Here is a 17,308-nt window from a genome sequence, read left to right as displayed (position 1 = left end):
ATGGTTTAATAAGATAAAAAATTACTATTAAAGAGGATTTAATTTATGGTAGCGACCACCGTTCAAAAAACCTCTCATCGTTTAACTACGCAAATTGATATTATTGCTAAGGATACTACCGCAATTCGTTCTTTAGATTGGGATCGTGATCGCTTTGATATTGAATTTGGTTTGCAAAACGGCACAACTTATAATTCCTATATTATCGAGTCAGAAAAAAAGGCTTTAGTTGATACCTCTCATCTTAAATTTAAACAGTTATACTTTGACGCATTAAATCAGGTTATTAATCCCCAAGATCTTGATTATCTGATTATTTCCCACACTGAACCTGATCATAGTGGCTTAGTTAAAGACTTGTTAGAAATTGGTCCCCACATTACGGTAGTGGCTTCTAAAGTTGCCATTCAATTTTTAGAGGGATTTGTTCACCTCGATTTTAAAAAACAGATTGTCAAAAATGGCGATCGCCTCGATTTAGGTAATGGTCATGTAATCGAATTTGTTAATGCTCCTAATTTGCATTGGCCCGACACCATTTTTAGCTACGATCATGGTACTGGTATTATGTTTACCTGTGATGCTTTTGGGATGCACTATTGTAGTGATTATCTCTACGACGAAAATTTACAAGACATTGAGCCAGACTACCGCTTTTATTATGAGTGTTTGATGGCACCAAATGCCCGTTCGGTTTTATCCGCCATGAAAAGAATGGACGCATTGGGAGAAATTAACCTTGTAGCTAATGGTCACGGACCTATTCTCAAGTATAATGTCAAAGAATTGCTCGATCGCTATCACCGTTGGAGTAGCGAACAAAGTAAAGGGGAAAAAACGGTTGCAGTATTTTATATTTCTGATTATGGATACAGCGATCGCATCTCTCAAGCTATTGCCAAAGGAATTACCAAAACTGGGATTACAGTAGAAATGTTCGATCTCAATGGCATAGAAATTCAAGAAATTCCCGAAATAGTAAGTTCTAGTGCAGGAATAGTCTTGGGAATGCCCCCCCTATCATCTCAAGCCTTAAACAACAAAGTTGGCACAATTTTAGCTACAGTTAACAGCAAGCAATACTTTGGCTTATACGAGTCTTATGGTGGCGATGACGAACCTATCGATCCTTTAGGGACTAAACTAAGAGATTTAGGCTTAAATGAAGCCTTTGCCTCTATTCGGATTAAAGAAACTCCCCTAGAAACCACTTATCAAATATGCGAAGAGTCTGGAGTTGACTTAGGACAGTTTTTAACCAAAAAAGCAACCATTAAGCAAAGAAAAGCCCTTGATAGTGACTTAGATAAAGCCATTGGGCGTATAAGTGGTGGTTTATATATTATTACAGCCCAAAAAGGTGAAACTAACGGAGCTATGTTAGCTTCTTGGGTAACACAGGCTAGTTTTGAACCCCCCGGATTTACCGTTGCCGTTGCTAAAGATCGTGCGATCGAATCCTTACTACAAGTAGATGATACCTTTGTTTTAAATATCCTTGAAGAAGGAAACTATCAAAACTTAATGAAACACTTTTTAAAACGTTTCCCCCCCGGTGCTGATCGTTTTGCAGGAGTAAAAGTTCAAACAGCCAATAATGGTTCACCCATTCTCATTGATGCCTTAGCCTACTTAGAATGTCAAGTCGTTAGTAGAATGGATTGCGGGGATCATTGGATCGTTTATAGTAAAGTTACAGCAGGTAGAGTTTCAAAATCAGACGCATTAACCGCCGTACATCATCGCAAAGTCGGTAATTACTATTAAGAATAGGTAATCTCAGTTCAGAGTTCGGGGTTCGGAAAGGTTTTCTGACTACGAGAAAATAATGCTTTCAGCTTATCCAAAACTCAGGTTATTCACCTTTGCCCTCCCCCCTCTCGAGAGGGATAAAGGGGGGTTTGCCCCTAGCCCTTTTAATAAAAAAAGAATTAAAAGCTAATCAGAAATGAAAAAAATAGGCAGTTTAGGAGAAAAAATAATTGCCCAGTGGTTAATAAATAAAGGTTATTCTGTTATAGAATCAAATTGGCATTGTCGTTGGGGTGAAATTGACCTTATAGTAATAAATAAAAGTTTAAAAGAGATTATATTTGTTGAAGTTAAAACTCGCAGTATAAAAAATTGGGATGATAATGGGCTATACTCTATTAATAACAAAAAACAAGAAAAACTCTGGTTAACAGCTAGTTTATTTTTAGAAAAAAATCAAATATTTACTGATTGGAACTGTCGTTTTGATATTGCTTTATTAACTTACAAAAAATTAACTAACTTTGGGACAGTATTTTCTGTTAATGATAATTGTTTAAGACCAAAGTTTAACTATGAAGGCTATCAATTTGAAATGGTTGATTATTTGGAAAATGCTTTTTAATCTGATCTTCTGCACGTCAAATAGTATTCTACAAGACAATTCAGAATTTAGAATATATTTTTTGGCGTTGCTTAATCATGGTATGAAATTTACTGAAATTATGCCAAAAATTGAGACATCAAAATATTATCATTACTGCAAGAATGCCCATTTCCCCAACCCCATCTAAATGAGAAATCATATACAAAATCAGTAAAGCCTATTTTTTTGTTACTAGATTATCCCCTAACTTTCCATTGAGGAATCTTCAATTGTTTATCAATGCTTTTTCTGCTATAATTGCACTCATGGTAAGGATTGAAAACCTAAATTTTAAGGTCAATTATCTTAACTTAATCGATAGTTGTCTAAGTATAACTAATTGTTATAGTTCATGAAGATCAAAATATATTGCATTTTCCGCAGTATTGACAGAAACAGAAGTTAGTAATAAAGCAACACTATGGGTATCAGAGAAATAGTTGATAATTCAAGCGATTTAGAATTTAGAATCGTTAGATTGATGCTAGTGCCAATAGAAATAGAATTAACTTTTATTAAAGAAATAGCTACTATTCCTTTAGTCTCAGCTCAAAATTAGTGGACTCTCTACTAAATTCTGTTTAGGATTGCCTTGTTAGTTAATAAATTCGCTATTCTCCTGATTATTTTTGCGAGGAGAAAAGTCAAGTATTTACTTTTTTAAAATTATGTATAAAGATATAATTAGTCACCGATTAAAACTTTCATTCTAAGATGATATGAGTCTAATTGTGAACATGGAAAAGTCGGGTTTTTTAAATTTTACAACTTTTAGGAAACTGAAAATATAAAGTATGAAAAACTTTATTTATTCCTGAAGTCAATAGGACAAAGTTCGATGGGCAAAGGGCAAAATGATTTTGCAAGTACCTTGACAAACCAAAAATTACTCGTCTTAAAAGACTGAGTTTTAAACCCATTGTTCTTTGATAAATGATAAAGAAACGATAGGATAAGTTAATAAAAAATGATTTTCTGGGAATCACAAGAATTTATGAAGAGATATAAAAAAACTTTCCTAAGTTAAGAAAATTAAGAAAAACTAATCCATGAGACTACATAAAAACAAGGCAAAATTTTAAGATTGAACTAACATTAATAATTGATTTCTTTACCATAATTACTTTGTCTTTTCATAACTAATTGTGATTAAAACAGTTGAAAGTCAGACTCTTTTTATTAGCTTTATATCGTTAACTAAACATTATCTGATTGTGACAAATTTAAGCAAAATATTTTCAAAATTATCAACACAGAAGCGAAAATTTTGTGAGGGAATTGAATGCCAAAACAAATAATAATTGCAGAAAAAAATCATATAGCGGCAGTATTTGCTGAAGATCAAATTCAAGAATTAGTGGTTGCTACCGGAAACCAACAGGTAGGAGATATTTATTTAGGAACAGTCGAAAATGTTATTTCGGGTATTGATGCGGCTTTTGTCAATATAGGCGATGCGGAAAAGAATGGTTTTATCCATGTTACTGATTTGGGTCCTTTACGATTAAAAAGAAGTGCAGGGGCGATTACTGAATTATTAACTCCTCATCAATCCGTATTGGTTCAAGTAATGAAAGAACCTACAGGAACAAAAGGACCTCGTTTGACAGGTAATATTAGTTTACCGGGGCGTTATTTGGTGTTAATGCCTTATGGAAAGGGAGTTAGTCTTTCTCGACGTATCAAGAATGATAATGAGCGTAATCGCCTTAGAGCATTAGCTATTCTTTTGAAACCTGCGGGGATGGGTTTGTTGGTTCGCACAGAAGCTGATGGTAAAGGAGAAGATGCGATTATTGAGGATTTGGAGTTTCTCAAAAAACAGTGGGAAAAAATCCAACAGGAAGCGAATACCTTAAATCCTCCTGCGTTGTTGAATCGAGATGATGATTTCATTCAACGGGTTTTGCGAGATATGTATAGTGACGATGTTAATCGTATTGTAGTTGATTCTGATGATGCGGTAAGAAGGGTCAAAAAACAGTTAAATAATTGGGGAAGTGGTAAAAATCCTCATGGTTTATTAATTGACTCTCATCAAGATAGCCGTTCTATTTTAGATTATTTCCGAGTTAATAGTGCCATTAAAGAAGCATTGAAACCGAGGGTTGATTTACCTTCTGGGGGATATATTATCATTGAACCCACAGAAGCATTAACGGTAATTGATGTTAACTCTGGCTCTTTTACTCATTCAGCGACTTCCCGAGAAACGGTTTTATGGACTAATACTGAAGCTGCGATCGAAATTGCTCGTCAGTTAAAATTACGTAATATTGGTGGGGTGATTGTGGTTGACTTCATTGATATGGATTCTCGCCGAGATAAATTAAAATTGTTAGAGCATTTTAACCGAGTTTTACAAAGCGATAAGGCTAGACCTCAAATCGCACAGTTATCAGAATTAGGATTAGTGGAACTAACTCGTAAGCGTCAGGGTAAAAATATTTATGAATTATTTAGTCAACCCTGTAGTCATTGTGGTGGTTTAGGCTTAGTGGGTCATTTCCCCGGGCATTATGATTTAGAAAGTCTTACTTCTAATAATTATTATCAACCTCCTCAAATTAGCAAAACAGAGAAGCCTATTCTCGATGAAAAAATTATTTCTCTTGATGATTTTAGTAGCGATAATGATGAGTTAGATTTAGTTAATCATCCTAGTTATCAAGAAAGCAACAATGGTAATAGTCGTCGCCGTCGTCGTCGTCGAGAAAATGGGGTGAAAGAAGAGCCTATTTTAGCGGGAAGTAATGGTAATGGGGGAGAGACTGAAAGTAAGCCTGAAAGAAAAGAGCGTAGTTTATTATCTCGTTCTTTACGCAGAGATGAAAGTCAGTGGGAAAAAGTGGTAGTAGAAATGACTCCTGCGGAGCAAGATGTTTATGCTTTTATGGGGGTTTCTCCTTTACTCCGTTTAGAACAAGAATTTAAAGACCCTAAATCGGTTTTAGTTTATGTGCGTAATCCAGAGGAGCAGGAAAATATAGAAAATATAGATACTGCCACGGAAAAAAATCAGCAAGAGGATATAGAAATAGCTGATGATGAGGACAAAAATGCGATCGAGGTAGCTCCCGCCGCCGAGGTTATTTTCCCCCAAGGGAAGGAAACGATGGTAAATGAATTAGAAATTGATGTACAAGTGGGAGAAGTGGATGAGCAAATAGAATTAGAGGAAGATGACCACTTTGAGGAAAGTTCCAAAGAAGTCTTTGATGGTGATAATAGTGAAACTGCTGAAGAAACTATTACTGATGCCATTATAAAAGAGGCGTCACAGAGCGATCGCCCCGTTGTCAGAACCCGTCGTCGTCGCACTTCTCGTAATTCTTGATTTTAGTTAACTAACCTCAGTTCGGTTTAAGAATATCCGATAAGGTTAGGTGTTAGGTGTCAGGTTGCAGGAACAGCAGGTGGTAGGGGTTTTTAGCAAGGGGCTTAAGCCCTTTGTTTAAGTCAGTTCGGATTAAGGCAATTTTATCGTTATTTCTAAGTTATTTCTAAGAAGCTATAAGGTTTTTTGACTACGAGTTGGTCTGCTTTCAGCTTATCCAAAACTCAGGTTAACTAGGAATTGGTAATCAAAGGGTAAGGGGCAAGGGGCAAAGGTAAATAGTGTTGGGGTGAATAGTGAGTAGTGAATAGTGAATAGTGAGTAGTTGATAATTACTCGTTACTCGTTACTCATTACTTTTTTCTAAAACCTGAAACCTGAAACCTGAAACCCGACATCTTATCTCCCTGTCACCTCCTCCCCCCATAACCCCCTATTCTCATTATTCCTTAATTTCTATACTCGTGAATAACGTAAGGTAAACTAATTACTCTCCCCTCTGCTTTTCCTATTTTCACCTGTAATCCTTCTCCTCCTGCTTTGGTGCGAATATAACCAAGGGCAAAAGGTTCATTTTCATAATTAATGAAACTGGTAATTCTTCCTATTTTTTCTTCTCCTAAAAAAATAGTATTTTCTATGTCTGGATTAATTTCTTGGTTTAATTTTATACCCCAGAGTCTTTGTTTAACTCCTTTATAAGTATTTAATCTAGCAATGGTTTCCTGTCCAATATAACAGCCTTTACTAAATGAAATTGAGTCCCATAAGCCTGTTTCTAAAGGGTTAAAATCTTCTGTTAATTCTTTTTCTGGGGCTGGTCTGCCTCTTAATACTCTTAGGATTTCCCATTCTTTACTACCTATTAATTTAGGTTTTTTTTCGATTAATTTCTGCCAAATAATGTCTGCTTGATCTTGGTTAACTATTAAGTTATATCCTTTTATTTTTAAGTTACATCCCACAGTTAATAAAATTTCTATACCATCTATGGTTAAATTTTGGTGATAAAATTCTGGCTTTTCTAATATTTCTTTATCTACCCAATTACTTAATAATTCTTGACTGTTATTACCGAATATTGTAAATATTTTATAATCTGAGGAAATATCCTTTAATTCTACTTTATCAAAAGGAAATATATAACGATCCATCCATTGGTATAATTTCTGATTTTGATTTGGTGATGTTAATAATAAAACTTCTTCCTCTTTAAAGTAAACACTAACTAAATCGATATTTCTACCAGTAGAATTGACAAAAACTGTATCACATCCTTGCCCAGATTTTAAAGATTGAATATCATTTGTGCTTTGATTATGTAAAAACCTAAGACGATCGCATCCTGTAACTTTTAATAAACCCCAATCACTGCGATCGCACAAAAAAATGTTATCTTCCCATTGAGAAAGGGAAAAATTTTGATTGTTAAAAGTCAATGGTACTTCAAGATTTTCTGCAAAAACTGCCCCTGATTGTATCTGTAATTCCTTTAATTTATTCATAATATTATGGTCAAGCCAATGAAAACTTGTGATCAATGATACTAAATATAATCTTCTTTCATGAGCATAATTAATGCCATAAATCATAATTGATATAAAAATGTTACCTTTAATTGAAGCTATTTTAAATGGTATTAGCATTGGCTCAGTCTTGCTCATCGCCGCTTTAGGGTTAGCGATTGTTTTCGGTTTGATGGGGGTAATTAATCTCGCTCACGGTGAATTAATGATGATTGGTGCTTATACCACCTTTGTGATCCAGAATATATTTAAGCCTTTAGGTGAACCTTTTTTCGATTGGTATATTATCGTTGCCATTCCCGTTGCTTTTATCGTTACAGCATTAGCAGGACTAATTTTAGAAAAAGGAGTCATAAAATTTCTCTATGGCAGACCTTTAGAAACCCTTTTAGCAACATGGGGAGTTAGTTTAATTCTGCGTCAATTTGTGCGTAGCGTTAACGGCTCAATGGCTATCGGTTTAACTATTTTTTCCCTTCTCTTTTTCGGGGCGATGTTTTTCTTTTCCCGCCGTCAAAATTGGTTACAAATTCGCAACCTTTTCCTTTATATTACCTTACCTCTCACAGGTGCGATCGCAATTACCACAGGAATTTTAATCAATCAATCTCAAAATAAATCCCTAACAACTCCCTGGTTTAGTGCCAGAAACGTGGATGTAACCGCCCCAGAATGGTTAAGAGGAGGAATACCTTTAGGAGACTTTCAATTTCCCACTGCCCGTATTTTTATTATCGTTTTAACCTTACTTTGTTTAGCAGGAGTATATTGGTTTTTAAATGTCACAGACTGGGGCTTAAAAATTCGTGCTGTTACCCAAAACCGTACCATGAGTTCTTGTTTAGGTATTCCCACCGCTACCGTTGACGCTCTTACCTTCGCCCTCGGTTCAGGTTTAGCAGGGATTGCAGGAGTCGCCATCAGCCTTTTAGGCTCAGTGGGACCAAACACAGGACAAAACTATATTGTTGATGCGTTTATGGTGGTGGTAGTAGGAGGAGTTGGTAATCTTTTAGGTTCAATCATCGCCGCCTTTGCCATTGGCACTGTTAGTTATATTGTCGGTTCTGGCACTCTTGGTTTAATAATTATGTCTCAAGAATCCTTAACTCCTTTATTAGACATCGTCAACTTTTTTGCAACCACAAGTATGGCGAAAGTTCTTGTTTTCGTAATTATTATTGGTTTTCTGCAAGTTAAACCCTCTGGTATTTTCCCTCAAAAAGGACGCACCGCAGAATTATAAGCTGACGTTACGCAATTAATTTAGAGTTTTATTAGGTTTCAGGTTGCAGGTTGCAGGTTGCAGGTTGCAGGTTGCAGGTGCTAGGGTGATGAGGAGATGAGGGGAGAGGGAGAAACAAGTAATGAGTAATGAGTAAGGGGTAATGAGTTAAGGGTTTTTAATTCTTAATTCTTAATTCTTAATTTTCAACTATTCACTATTCACTATTCACTATTTGCCTCATTCTTCTATCACTGAGGGCTTAAGATTCATCGGTAAATAAAAAGTAAAACAACTCCCCTGATTTTTTTCTGATGTTAGAGTAATATCCCCCCCATGAAGCCTTGCTAATTCACGAGAAATTACTAACCCTAAACCGCTACCTCTATGTTTTTTTTGCAGATGAGTTTGTAATTGAGAGAAAGGTTTAAATAATTTACTTTGAGATTCTTTATCTATGCCAATACCTGTATCAATAATTTGAAAAATTAGATTATTTTTTTCTTTAGTAACTTCAAGAGTTACAGAGCCTTTTTCGGTGAATTTTACAGCATTGGAAAGAAGATTAACTAATATTTGTTTTATACGTCTTTGATCTGCAAAACAATAACTAATATCTGAACTTATTTCCAAATTTAAGTTTAAATTTTTTTCATCAGCCTTAGTTTTTATCAGTGCTAAAGATGATTCACAAAGCTCATATACTAATATTTGTTCAATAAATAATTCTTCTTTTTCTGCTTGTATTTTACTGATGTCTAGCAAATCACTAATTAATTCTAAGAGATATGTTCCCGACTGATAAATTGCATCTATATATTGAGCTTGTTTTGGGTTTAAATCTCCATATAATCTTTGCTGTAACATTTTTGCAAATCCAATTACTGCGGCGATGGGAGTTCTTAATTCATGATTCATGTGGGAGATATATTGACTCTGATTTCTGTGATTTTCTTTGAGCCTTTCTTCTTCTTTTTTTAGGGTTTCTTGTTTTTCTTCAAGGGTTTGATTATAAAGATATAAGGTAATATATTTAGCAATAGTATCAATTTCTTTTATTTTGTTTTTTAAAAATTTTTTATTGGATTCAGTCTCTATGTATAAATAACCCAGATGATACTTTTTAAAAATTAAGGGAATAATGTATATATTTTCACGATTTTTCTGCACCTCATTTTTGGGAAAATTGCTGTAACAACTATAATTTGAATTTAAAATTAATTCATCTTTAATTCTTTTTTTGATAACTTCTAATTTATTTTCTCTTTCTCCCATTAATATTCGATCATATATAATTTCTATCTCATCTTCGTTTTCTGCTAATTGTTGACAAACAATAATATTTTTTACTTCAATTAATTCAGAAATAAAATTTACACAGGAGTTGCAAAAATCTTCTAAATTTTCTGCTGTTTCTAGCAAGAATAGTAGGGAATTATTTTTATCTAAATTTTGATTGTTATCTATGACATCATTATCTTCTACGACAATATTATAGGACATAATTTTCCATGATTTATTCAGTTAAACATCTAAGGTAAATGGTTAAACGAAGTATATAATTTATACATCTACACTCCTAGTTTTTTCTAGGTTCTAACCTTCATTACTGTTTAAAACTGCCTCCGAGAAAAAATTAAAATACTAATTGTTAACAGCAAAACAATATATAAAATTGCGTAAACAACACTACTTAATAGTTCTCCTGTAGAAGGCAAAATGTTATAAACAGCCTCATTTTTTAAATTGAGTCTCTCCAGATCTGGTAAGATTAAAAACAATGCTTTTGTAATTTTTTCAATGCTGGGATTCTCAGTGATTCTACCTAATTCTAATAGATCTCGGCTCAAATGTCCCATAATATAGACCCCAAAACTGAGGAGAGTTGCTAAAATCGAGCTAGTAAAAACCCCAAAAGTCATGGCTACTGCAGTTAATAGGGCTAATTCTAGTAAAATAAATGCGATCGCAACCAAAAGACTAACTAAAGGGAAAGCAATACCTAACATTGCCATAAGAGCGAAATAAGTAATTGTCATTACAGCAACTAACACCAAAAGCACCGTAGATAAACCTAAGTGTTTTCCGACAATAAATTCTGTATTCGTTATGGGCTTAGGCACAAGAATTAAAACAGTTTTTTTCTCAATCTCCTTATTAATTAATCCAGTACCTACAAAGATAGCTACGATCGCACCTAATAAACTGATACCACCGATACCTAAATCAAGGAAAATTTTTTCATCCGCACTAACAGCAATGGGGGGAAGAATGCGAGACGCTAACACCAAAATGAGGACAAACAAACCGATAACATATAAAATACGATCTCTAATTACTTCACGAAAACCATTAGTTGCGATCGCAAAAATACGGCTTATATTCATGATTAGTTCATTCTCTCATCAATAATAAAATACTTTAAATAGCAATCCTTTAAGGAATACCATAAAGCAATTTTAACAAAAAAACGCCCCTCGCCTATGGGAGAGGGGTTGGGGGTGAGGGAAAATTAACCTACAAACCACCCTCAACTATGGCAATCTCTTCCGCCGTCAACCCATACAACTTATAAACCATTTCATCTATCTTTCTCTCTAATTTTTCTGTATCTGCTTCAGGATTTTCTTTCTTTTTCTCTAATATTTTTTCCACTATTTCCATAAATGTTTTTTCTTCTCTTTCACTTATTTTTTTTATCGGTAATTCCTCTAAATAAATTTTTTTCATTCTAAATGCCTGACTACCTAAAACAGAAACAATAGTTTTAAGATAAAACCAAATTAAACTAGAATTTAATAATCCTAATAAATAATAATTACCACCATTTAAAATCCAACAAGTATCTAATGTGTAAAATTTATTATTATCCCAACAAAAACTACTTCTTGATGAAAACTCAGGATACATTATTTTAGGTTTCTCAAAATCTTCCCAATAATTAGAAGCAAATCTCTGTAAAGCATACCATTCGTATCTGATACCAGTTTCAGATTTGTTTCTTTGTGAAAGTTTATCTTTAAATTGTAAAAGATGATTATAAATGGCTGAATATTCATTTTTAAATTGATTTTCAGATATTGTAGAAACACCTTTGATTGAGTTATCTTTATGTAAAGGAAAATGCCAAGGAATATAAATTAACCATAAATCTTGGAAATTAGGATAGTATTTTTGAATATCCCTACCACGCAATAAAGGCTTCATTATCTCGGCTGATTTACTATCTTGATTAATTAAATTTTCCCTTGTTTTACCATCAATAATAAACGCTTCATTATAACCAGTTTTAATACCATAATTGATAGTAATATCCCAGTTTTTTAAAGGTGTGCCTTGACTTTCAACTTTTCTTTTAATTCTTAATACTTCTGAAGATTCAAAACTCCAACTATCTATAGTTAAATTGCTTTGTAAAAAATCTCGCTTAACCTCTGCTAAACATTGCCTAAAATTATTAATATTGAGATGATAACTGGCAAAATTGCCGTATAGAAAATGATGATTATTAATTTTATTTTTCACAAAACCCACAATACAAGCATCTACCGTCGCTTCCTCGAACACTGATAAACCACTAAAATCAATAAAATGAGTTAAAGCAGTATTATCTAATAAAAATTGACGCATTTTTTGCCCATAATTAGCACGAGTAAACTTGTTAGAAATGATAAACTGAAAAACACCGTTAACTTTAAGCAAATTAAAACCTAATTCCACAAAATAAGTAAGCAAATCAGCAATAGAATGATAAATTTGATATTTACTTTTTAAAATAGGCTTTAATGCAGAAAATTCCTCTTGACGAATATAGGGGGGATTACCGATGATGATGTCAAAACCAAGAAAATCCCCATTGTCATCGAGAATTTCGGGAAACTCAAAACGCCACTCAAAACCATTTTGATAAATACGATTATCCCTTTTATCTTCTCTCTCCAACCGTAATTTATTAATCTCTTTTTCTAACTGTTTTTGTTTTTTCTCCCTTGCCTTTTTTTCCTTCGCCGTTTCCGCAAACAAAGAAGTTTGATTCACTAAACCATTTAACTCCCCTTCCAACTGCCGTAAACGAGTAGAAATAGCATCAACTCCCGTAATCTCACTGCTAAGACTTGCCTTAATTTCATTGATTACCCTTTCAACTCTTTGTTTTTCCTGCTTACTCTCAGGGTTGCGATAGGCTTTCACCGCCTCCTTATATTCAGCAATTTGACGCTTTACCTTCGGTGAGGAGATACTATCCTTTAAATCAAAACGACTAATTAAAGAATTACCACACTTAATATTAATATCGATATTCGGTAAAGTTTGCAGAGGAAAAAAAGAAAAACCACCGCCTCTTATTCCCCTCTCCTGCGGGAGAGGGGCTAGGGGTGAGGGTAAATTCTCCTGTGAGAGAGGAGTTAGGGATGAGGATAAAACCCCATTGTCAGGAATAATATAATAGGCATTTTTTAACAACTCAATCCAAAGACGCAAACGGCATATTTTCACCGAATTAATATTTATATCTACCCCAAATAAGCAATTTTCAATAATCACTTGCTTTTCGTGAAATAAAGCCTCTTGAATCCGTCTTGATTCTCGATTTTTAGGATTATAAGCAAAAGGTTTATTATCTTCATCAGTTACTATTAATTCATCATTTTCCACCGTGACAAAATAATCAGTTTTTTTGATGGTTTTTCCTTGCCTATCAAGCAAAATATTCAATTCACTCTTGAGGGCGATAATTTCATTTAAAGCCGAAACTAAAAAATGTCCACTACCCACCGCAGGATCGCATATTTTGATACTATTAATAATCTGGTTAGCTTCTTGTTTATCCTCTATTTTTTCATACAAATCATCAATATTTTGACAATTCCATCCTTTAACTTGATTAAACTTATTGACAATAGCACGGCGAATAGTTTCCCGACACATATACATAGTAATGAAACCAGGGGTAAAATAAGAACCATCTTGATAACCGTTAATTTTCTCAAAGATTAACCCCAATACCGAGGCATTAATGAGAGTTTTATTATCTTCTTGAATTTCTAAACTGCCCTCACTACTAAAATCATAGGCAGAAAGAAAGTTAAATAAATAATCAAGGGTTTTTTGCGGTTGAGTAAGAGGTTTTCCTTGACTATCTTTTAAAACCGTATGGGAATATAAATCTAATTCTATCTGATAATTAAGGCTACTAATACCAATAGTTTGTCTTTCAATAACTGTTACTTCAAAAAGTGAACTATTAAGATAAGGAATATGGTTAAATTTAGCTTGAATATCTGCTTTTCTTTCGTGATTTTGTTTTGCTAATACTTGAAAAAAGAGACATTCTAACTCGTGAAAATTAGTGATTATTTTGCTATTAAGAAAATTAAATCCCCTTAACTCATCGTTACTAAAGTCTCTCCTCGCCTTTGGGAGAGGGGTTGGGGGTGAGGGTAAAAGAGGGGTTAGAGGGGAGTTATAGCGAATTAGTTGCGCCTCAAGAAGTTTAAGAAATAAAATGCGGTTAACCCATGTAATAACTAATTCTAAAGCGATATTAAAGAGTCTTTGTTGATAATTTTCGCCGTATTCTTCAGGATTTTGCAGATAATGGACTTTTTCGCTAATATCTAACTGATTGATAGTATTTTCTAACAATGAAGCGGAGTGCCGTTGATTTTCGGGTAATCTTTGAATAATTTTCTTGCTTCCCTGTTTAACTTCTGCTAATCCAATAATGTGTAATAATTCGCTGTAAAAACCTTGATCTAAACTATTACTATCGTTGGCAAAAGGTTGTTTTAAAAGGTGTTGAGGAGAGAAAAATTTATATAAAATAATTAACTCTTTTTCATCTTCTTTTTTATAGAAATTATTTAAAGTAAAATGAATACAGTTATCTTTTAACTCATTTTCTACCTTATTAATAGTAGTTTTAGCAATTTCTTGATAGAAAAAATTACGATTACTACTAGATAATAATTTGTTATTAAAATCATCAAATAATTTAATAAGTTTTTTATCTTGATAAAATAATTTTTCAAATAAAGTGGCAGGGAAAACATAAAAATCAAGAGAGTTAGTAATAATTAAATGCTTTAATTCTAGGTTTTTATTAATAACTCTTTCCTGTAAATAGTAAAAAAGAAGTTGCTGTAATGATTTACTATTAAACTTCTGCTCATTAATCATTTCTTGGCTGTTAGTGGGGCTTTTAGTTTCGATAATTACCCCTACAGATGATTTGGCATTTTTACCATTATAAATAACTAGATCATGGCTTTCCTTAGTATTTATATAATAGTTAGGATGGTAATAAGTCTGTTTAAAAAAGTTAGCTAAATTGTTTTTATGATATTCTTCTGTTTCGCTTAAATTAGTGTTGATTTGAGTGTATAATTCTTGTAAATTCTGTTTGAATTGATTAATTTCTTGTCGTGAGGGCTTAACTTTTAAAAAGGCTTTATTCAGACTATGAAGAATCGTTTTCATTGATTAATCATGGGTGAGGATTTCAACTATCAATCTAATTGTAATATATAACTCACATCTTGCACAAATACACCGTAGCTATTTCCAAAAATTGGGGTCTTATGCCCGAAATACGGTGCAAAAATCCCCATTTAATTTTAACCCCGAACTCCTGTACGGGTGAATGGCCATTCGCCCCTAACTAACTCCGAACCCATTTAATCTCCTTGGTGTAAATACCGAATTGTCATCAAAATGAGAATTATGTTAAGTTTAGTTAAGCAATAGTTGTTACAATAAAATAGATATAAAAAGCAGAAAAGATAAAATAAGTTAACAACTTATACCCTTTTGCAAACAAACAAAATAAGAAAATATGAAATTATCGTGGCGTACAGTCCTATTATGGACGATTCCTTTTTTAGTAATAGGATTTTTCATTTGGCAAGGAAGTTTTGCGACTAATGTGGGTAACACTGCTAATACTGCTAGTACTCGCATGACCTATGGTAGATTTTTAGAATACTTAGACAAGGGTAGAGTCAGCAGTGTTGATTTGTATGAAGGTGGTCGTACTGCAATTGTAGAAGCGATCGATCCTGAGTTACATCAAGTACAAAGATTAAGAGTTGACTTACCCGGTACTTCTCCTGAGTTAGTTACCAAGTTAAGAGAATCTGGGGTTAATTTTGATTCTCATCCTGTTCGTAATGAAGGTGCTATTTGGGGCATTTTAGGTAATTTAGTCTTCCCCGTATTGTTGATTGCTTCTCTATTTTTCCTTTTCCGTCGCTCCAGTAATATGCCCGGTGGCCCCGGACAGGCGATGAATTTTGGTAAGTCCAAAGCCCGTTTTATGATGGAAGCCAAAACTGGTGTTATGTTTGATGATGTGGCGGGTATTGATGAGGCAAAAGAAGAATTACAAGAAGTTGTTACTTTCTTAAAACAGCCTGAGAAGTTTACTGCTGTTGGTGCAAGAATTCCTAAAGGTGTTTTATTAGTAGGTCCTCCCGGAACTGGTAAAACTTTATTGGCAAAAGCGATCGCAGGAGAGGCTGGTGTTCCTTTCTTCAGCATTTCTGGATCTGAGTTTGTAGAAATGTTTGTGGGTGTAGGTGCTTCCCGTGTCCGTGATTTATTCAAAAAAGCGAAAGAAAATGCTCCCTGTCTAATCTTTATCGATGAGATTGATGCTGTGGGCAGACAGAGAGGTGCAGGTATCGGTGGTGGTAACGATGAAAGAGAACAAACCTTAAACCAATTATTAACAGAAATGGATGGTTTTGAAGGTAATACTGGTATTATCGTCATTGCCGCTACTAACCGCGCTGATGTTTTAGATAGTGCTTTGATGCGTCCTGGACGTTTTGACCGTCAAGTAATGGTTGATCCCCCTGATTTCAAAGGTAGAGTTGGTGTTTTAGAAGTTCACGCTCGTAATAAAAAAATCGCCCCCGAAATTTCCATAGAAGCGATCGCACGTCGCACCCCCGGATTCAGTGGAGCAGATTTAGCTAACTTACTCAATGAAGCGGCAATTTTAACCGCCCGTCGTCGTAAACCTGAAATTACCATGGCAGAAATTGATGATGCGGTGGATCGGGTTATTGCAGGTATGGAAGGCACTCCTTTAGTGGACAGTAAGAGTAAACGTCTGATTGCTTATCATGAAGTAGGTCATGCGATCGTCGGTACATTACTAAAAGATCACGATCCTGTCCAGAAAGTAACCTTAATTCCTCGTGGACAAGCTCAAGGTTTAACATGGTTTACCCCCAACGAAGAGCAAGGATTAATCACCAAAGCTCAATTAATGGCTAGAATTGCTGGAGCAATGGGAGGCCGTGCCGCCGAGGAAGAAATTTTTGGCGATGACGAAGTAACCACCGGTGCAGGAGGAGACTTACAACAGGTTACAGGAATGGCTCGTCAAATGGTAACACGTTTCGGCATGAGCGAGTTAGGACCTCTTTCTCTGGAAGGACAAGGAGGAGAAGTTTTCTTAGGGGGAGGCTTAATGAACAGAGCTGAATATTCCGAAGAAAGTGCCGCTCGTATTGACGGTCAAATTAAGATGATTGCCGAACATGGTCATAAGATGGCAAGGCAAATTATCCGTGATAACCGTGAAGTGATCGATCGCCTTGTGGATTTATTGATCGAAAAAGAAACCATTGATGGGGAAGAATTCCGCCAAATCGTGGCAGAATACACCGAAGTTCCTGAAAAAGAACAGTTTATTCCTCAACTGTAAAAATTTACATTATCTCTCGATAAAATAGATAAAATTTAGGGGTTTTAGCTTTTCTAAGACCCTTTTTTTGTGCTTAACCTGCAACCTGCAACCTGAAACCTGAAAC

The 17,308-nt window shown here is 34.4% G+C and carries 9 protein-coding genes; 5 read left to right on the top strand and 4 right to left on the bottom strand.

Annotated features, from left to right (window positions below; all coding sequences use genetic code 11):
• The first annotated feature begins 45 nt into the window (after positions 1 to 45).
• From CYAN10605_RS09685 to rne, 3 genes are all read left to right on the top strand, one after another.
• Complete coding sequence (locus CYAN10605_RS09685; protein ID WP_015219759.1) at positions 46 to 1,767, top strand: diflavin flavoprotein; 1,722 nt, start codon at positions 46 to 48, stop codon at positions 1,765 to 1,767.
• Positions 1,768 to 1,948: 181 nt separating this feature from the next.
• The gene (locus CYAN10605_RS09680) at positions 1,949 to 2,377 is read left to right on the top strand and encodes a YraN family protein (protein WP_015219758.1); all 429 of its coding nucleotides are present in this window, start codon (positions 1,949 to 1,951) and stop codon (positions 2,375 to 2,377) included.
• 1,303 nt (positions 2,378 to 3,680) lie between these two features.
• The gene (gene rne, locus CYAN10605_RS09675; RefSeq protein ID WP_015219756.1) at positions 3,681 to 5,735 is read left to right on the top strand and encodes a ribonuclease E; all 2,055 of its coding nucleotides are present in this window, start codon (positions 3,681 to 3,683) and stop codon (positions 5,733 to 5,735) included.
• Positions 5,736 to 6,184: 449 nt separating this feature from the next.
• Here the strand turns inward: rne and ygfZ are convergent, their stop codons facing one another.
• Positions 6,185 to 7,240, bottom strand: a complete 1,056-nt coding sequence (ygfZ, locus tag CYAN10605_RS09670; protein ID WP_190274997.1) for a CAF17-like 4Fe-4S cluster assembly/insertion protein YgfZ — start codon at positions 7,238 to 7,240, stop codon at positions 6,185 to 6,187.
• A 100-nt stretch (positions 7,241 to 7,340) separates the two neighbouring features.
• On the opposite strand from ygfZ, the gene CYAN10605_RS09665 reads away from it, so the two are divergent.
• The gene (locus CYAN10605_RS09665; RefSeq protein ID WP_015219754.1) at positions 7,341 to 8,507 is read left to right on the top strand and encodes an ABC transporter permease subunit; all 1,167 of its coding nucleotides are present in this window, start codon (positions 7,341 to 7,343) and stop codon (positions 8,505 to 8,507) included.
• Between the two features lie 219 nt (positions 8,508 to 8,726).
• Here the strand turns inward: CYAN10605_RS09665 and CYAN10605_RS09660 are convergent, their stop codons facing one another.
• From CYAN10605_RS09660 to CYAN10605_RS09650, 3 genes are all read right to left on the bottom strand, one after another.
• On the bottom strand, positions 8,727 to 9,989 hold the full coding sequence (locus CYAN10605_RS09660; protein ID WP_015219753.1) for a sensor histidine kinase: 1,263 nt from the start codon (positions 9,987 to 9,989) through the stop codon (positions 8,727 to 8,729).
• 110 nt (positions 9,990 to 10,099) lie between these two features.
• Entirely contained in the window at positions 10,100 to 10,873 is a 774-nt protein-coding gene (locus CYAN10605_RS09655) for an ABC transporter permease (RefSeq protein WP_015219752.1), read from the bottom strand.
• A 130-nt stretch (positions 10,874 to 11,003) separates the two neighbouring features.
• The gene (locus CYAN10605_RS09650) at positions 11,004 to 14,966 is read right to left on the bottom strand and encodes a class I SAM-dependent DNA methyltransferase (protein WP_015219751.1); all 3,963 of its coding nucleotides are present in this window, start codon (positions 14,964 to 14,966) and stop codon (positions 11,004 to 11,006) included.
• Between the two features lie 355 nt (positions 14,967 to 15,321).
• Here CYAN10605_RS09650 and ftsH2 point away from each other — a divergent pair, with 355 nt between their 5' ends.
• A complete protein-coding gene (gene ftsH2, locus CYAN10605_RS09645; protein ID WP_015219750.1) occupies positions 15,322 to 17,202 on the top strand; it encodes an ATP-dependent zinc metalloprotease FtsH2 in 1,881 nt (626 codons plus the stop codon).
• Positions 17,203 to 17,308: the final 106 nt, after the last annotated feature.

The sequence above is a fragment of the Cyanobacterium aponinum PCC 10605 genome (assembly GCF_000317675.1).
Lineage (GTDB): Bacteria > Cyanobacteriota > Cyanobacteriia > Cyanobacteriales > Cyanobacteriaceae > PCC-10605.
Note: the sequence above shows the minus strand (reverse complement) of the source record. Positions and strands in the feature narration are given on the sequence as shown.

Bases quoted from the DNA above. Each gene is read 5' to 3' on its own strand.
- CYAN10605_RS09685 (WP_015219759.1), top strand. From the start codon at position 46: ATGGTAGCGACCACCGTTCAAAAAACCTCTCATCGTTTAACTACGCAA.
- CYAN10605_RS09680 (WP_015219758.1), top strand. From the start codon at position 1,949: ATGAAAAAAATAGGCAGTTTAGGAGAAAAAATAATTGCCCAGTGGTTA.
- rne (WP_015219756.1), top strand. From the start codon at position 3,681: ATGCCAAAACAAATAATAATTGCAGAAAAAAATCATATAGCGGCAGTA.
- ygfZ (WP_190274997.1), bottom strand. From the start codon at position 7,240: ATGAATAAATTAAAGGAATTACAGATACAATCAGGGGCAGTTTTTGCA.
- CYAN10605_RS09665 (WP_015219754.1), top strand. From the start codon at position 7,341: ATGTTACCTTTAATTGAAGCTATTTTAAATGGTATTAGCATTGGCTCA.
- CYAN10605_RS09660 (WP_015219753.1), bottom strand. From the start codon at position 9,989: ATGTCCTATAATATTGTCGTAGAAGATAATGATGTCATAGATAACAAT.
- CYAN10605_RS09655 (WP_015219752.1), bottom strand. From the start codon at position 10,873: ATGAATATAAGCCGTATTTTTGCGATCGCAACTAATGGTTTTCGTGAA.
- CYAN10605_RS09650 (WP_015219751.1), bottom strand. From the start codon at position 14,966: ATGAAAACGATTCTTCATAGTCTGAATAAAGCCTTTTTAAAAGTTAAG.
- ftsH2 (WP_015219750.1), top strand. From the start codon at position 15,322: ATGAAATTATCGTGGCGTACAGTCCTATTATGGACGATTCCTTTTTTA.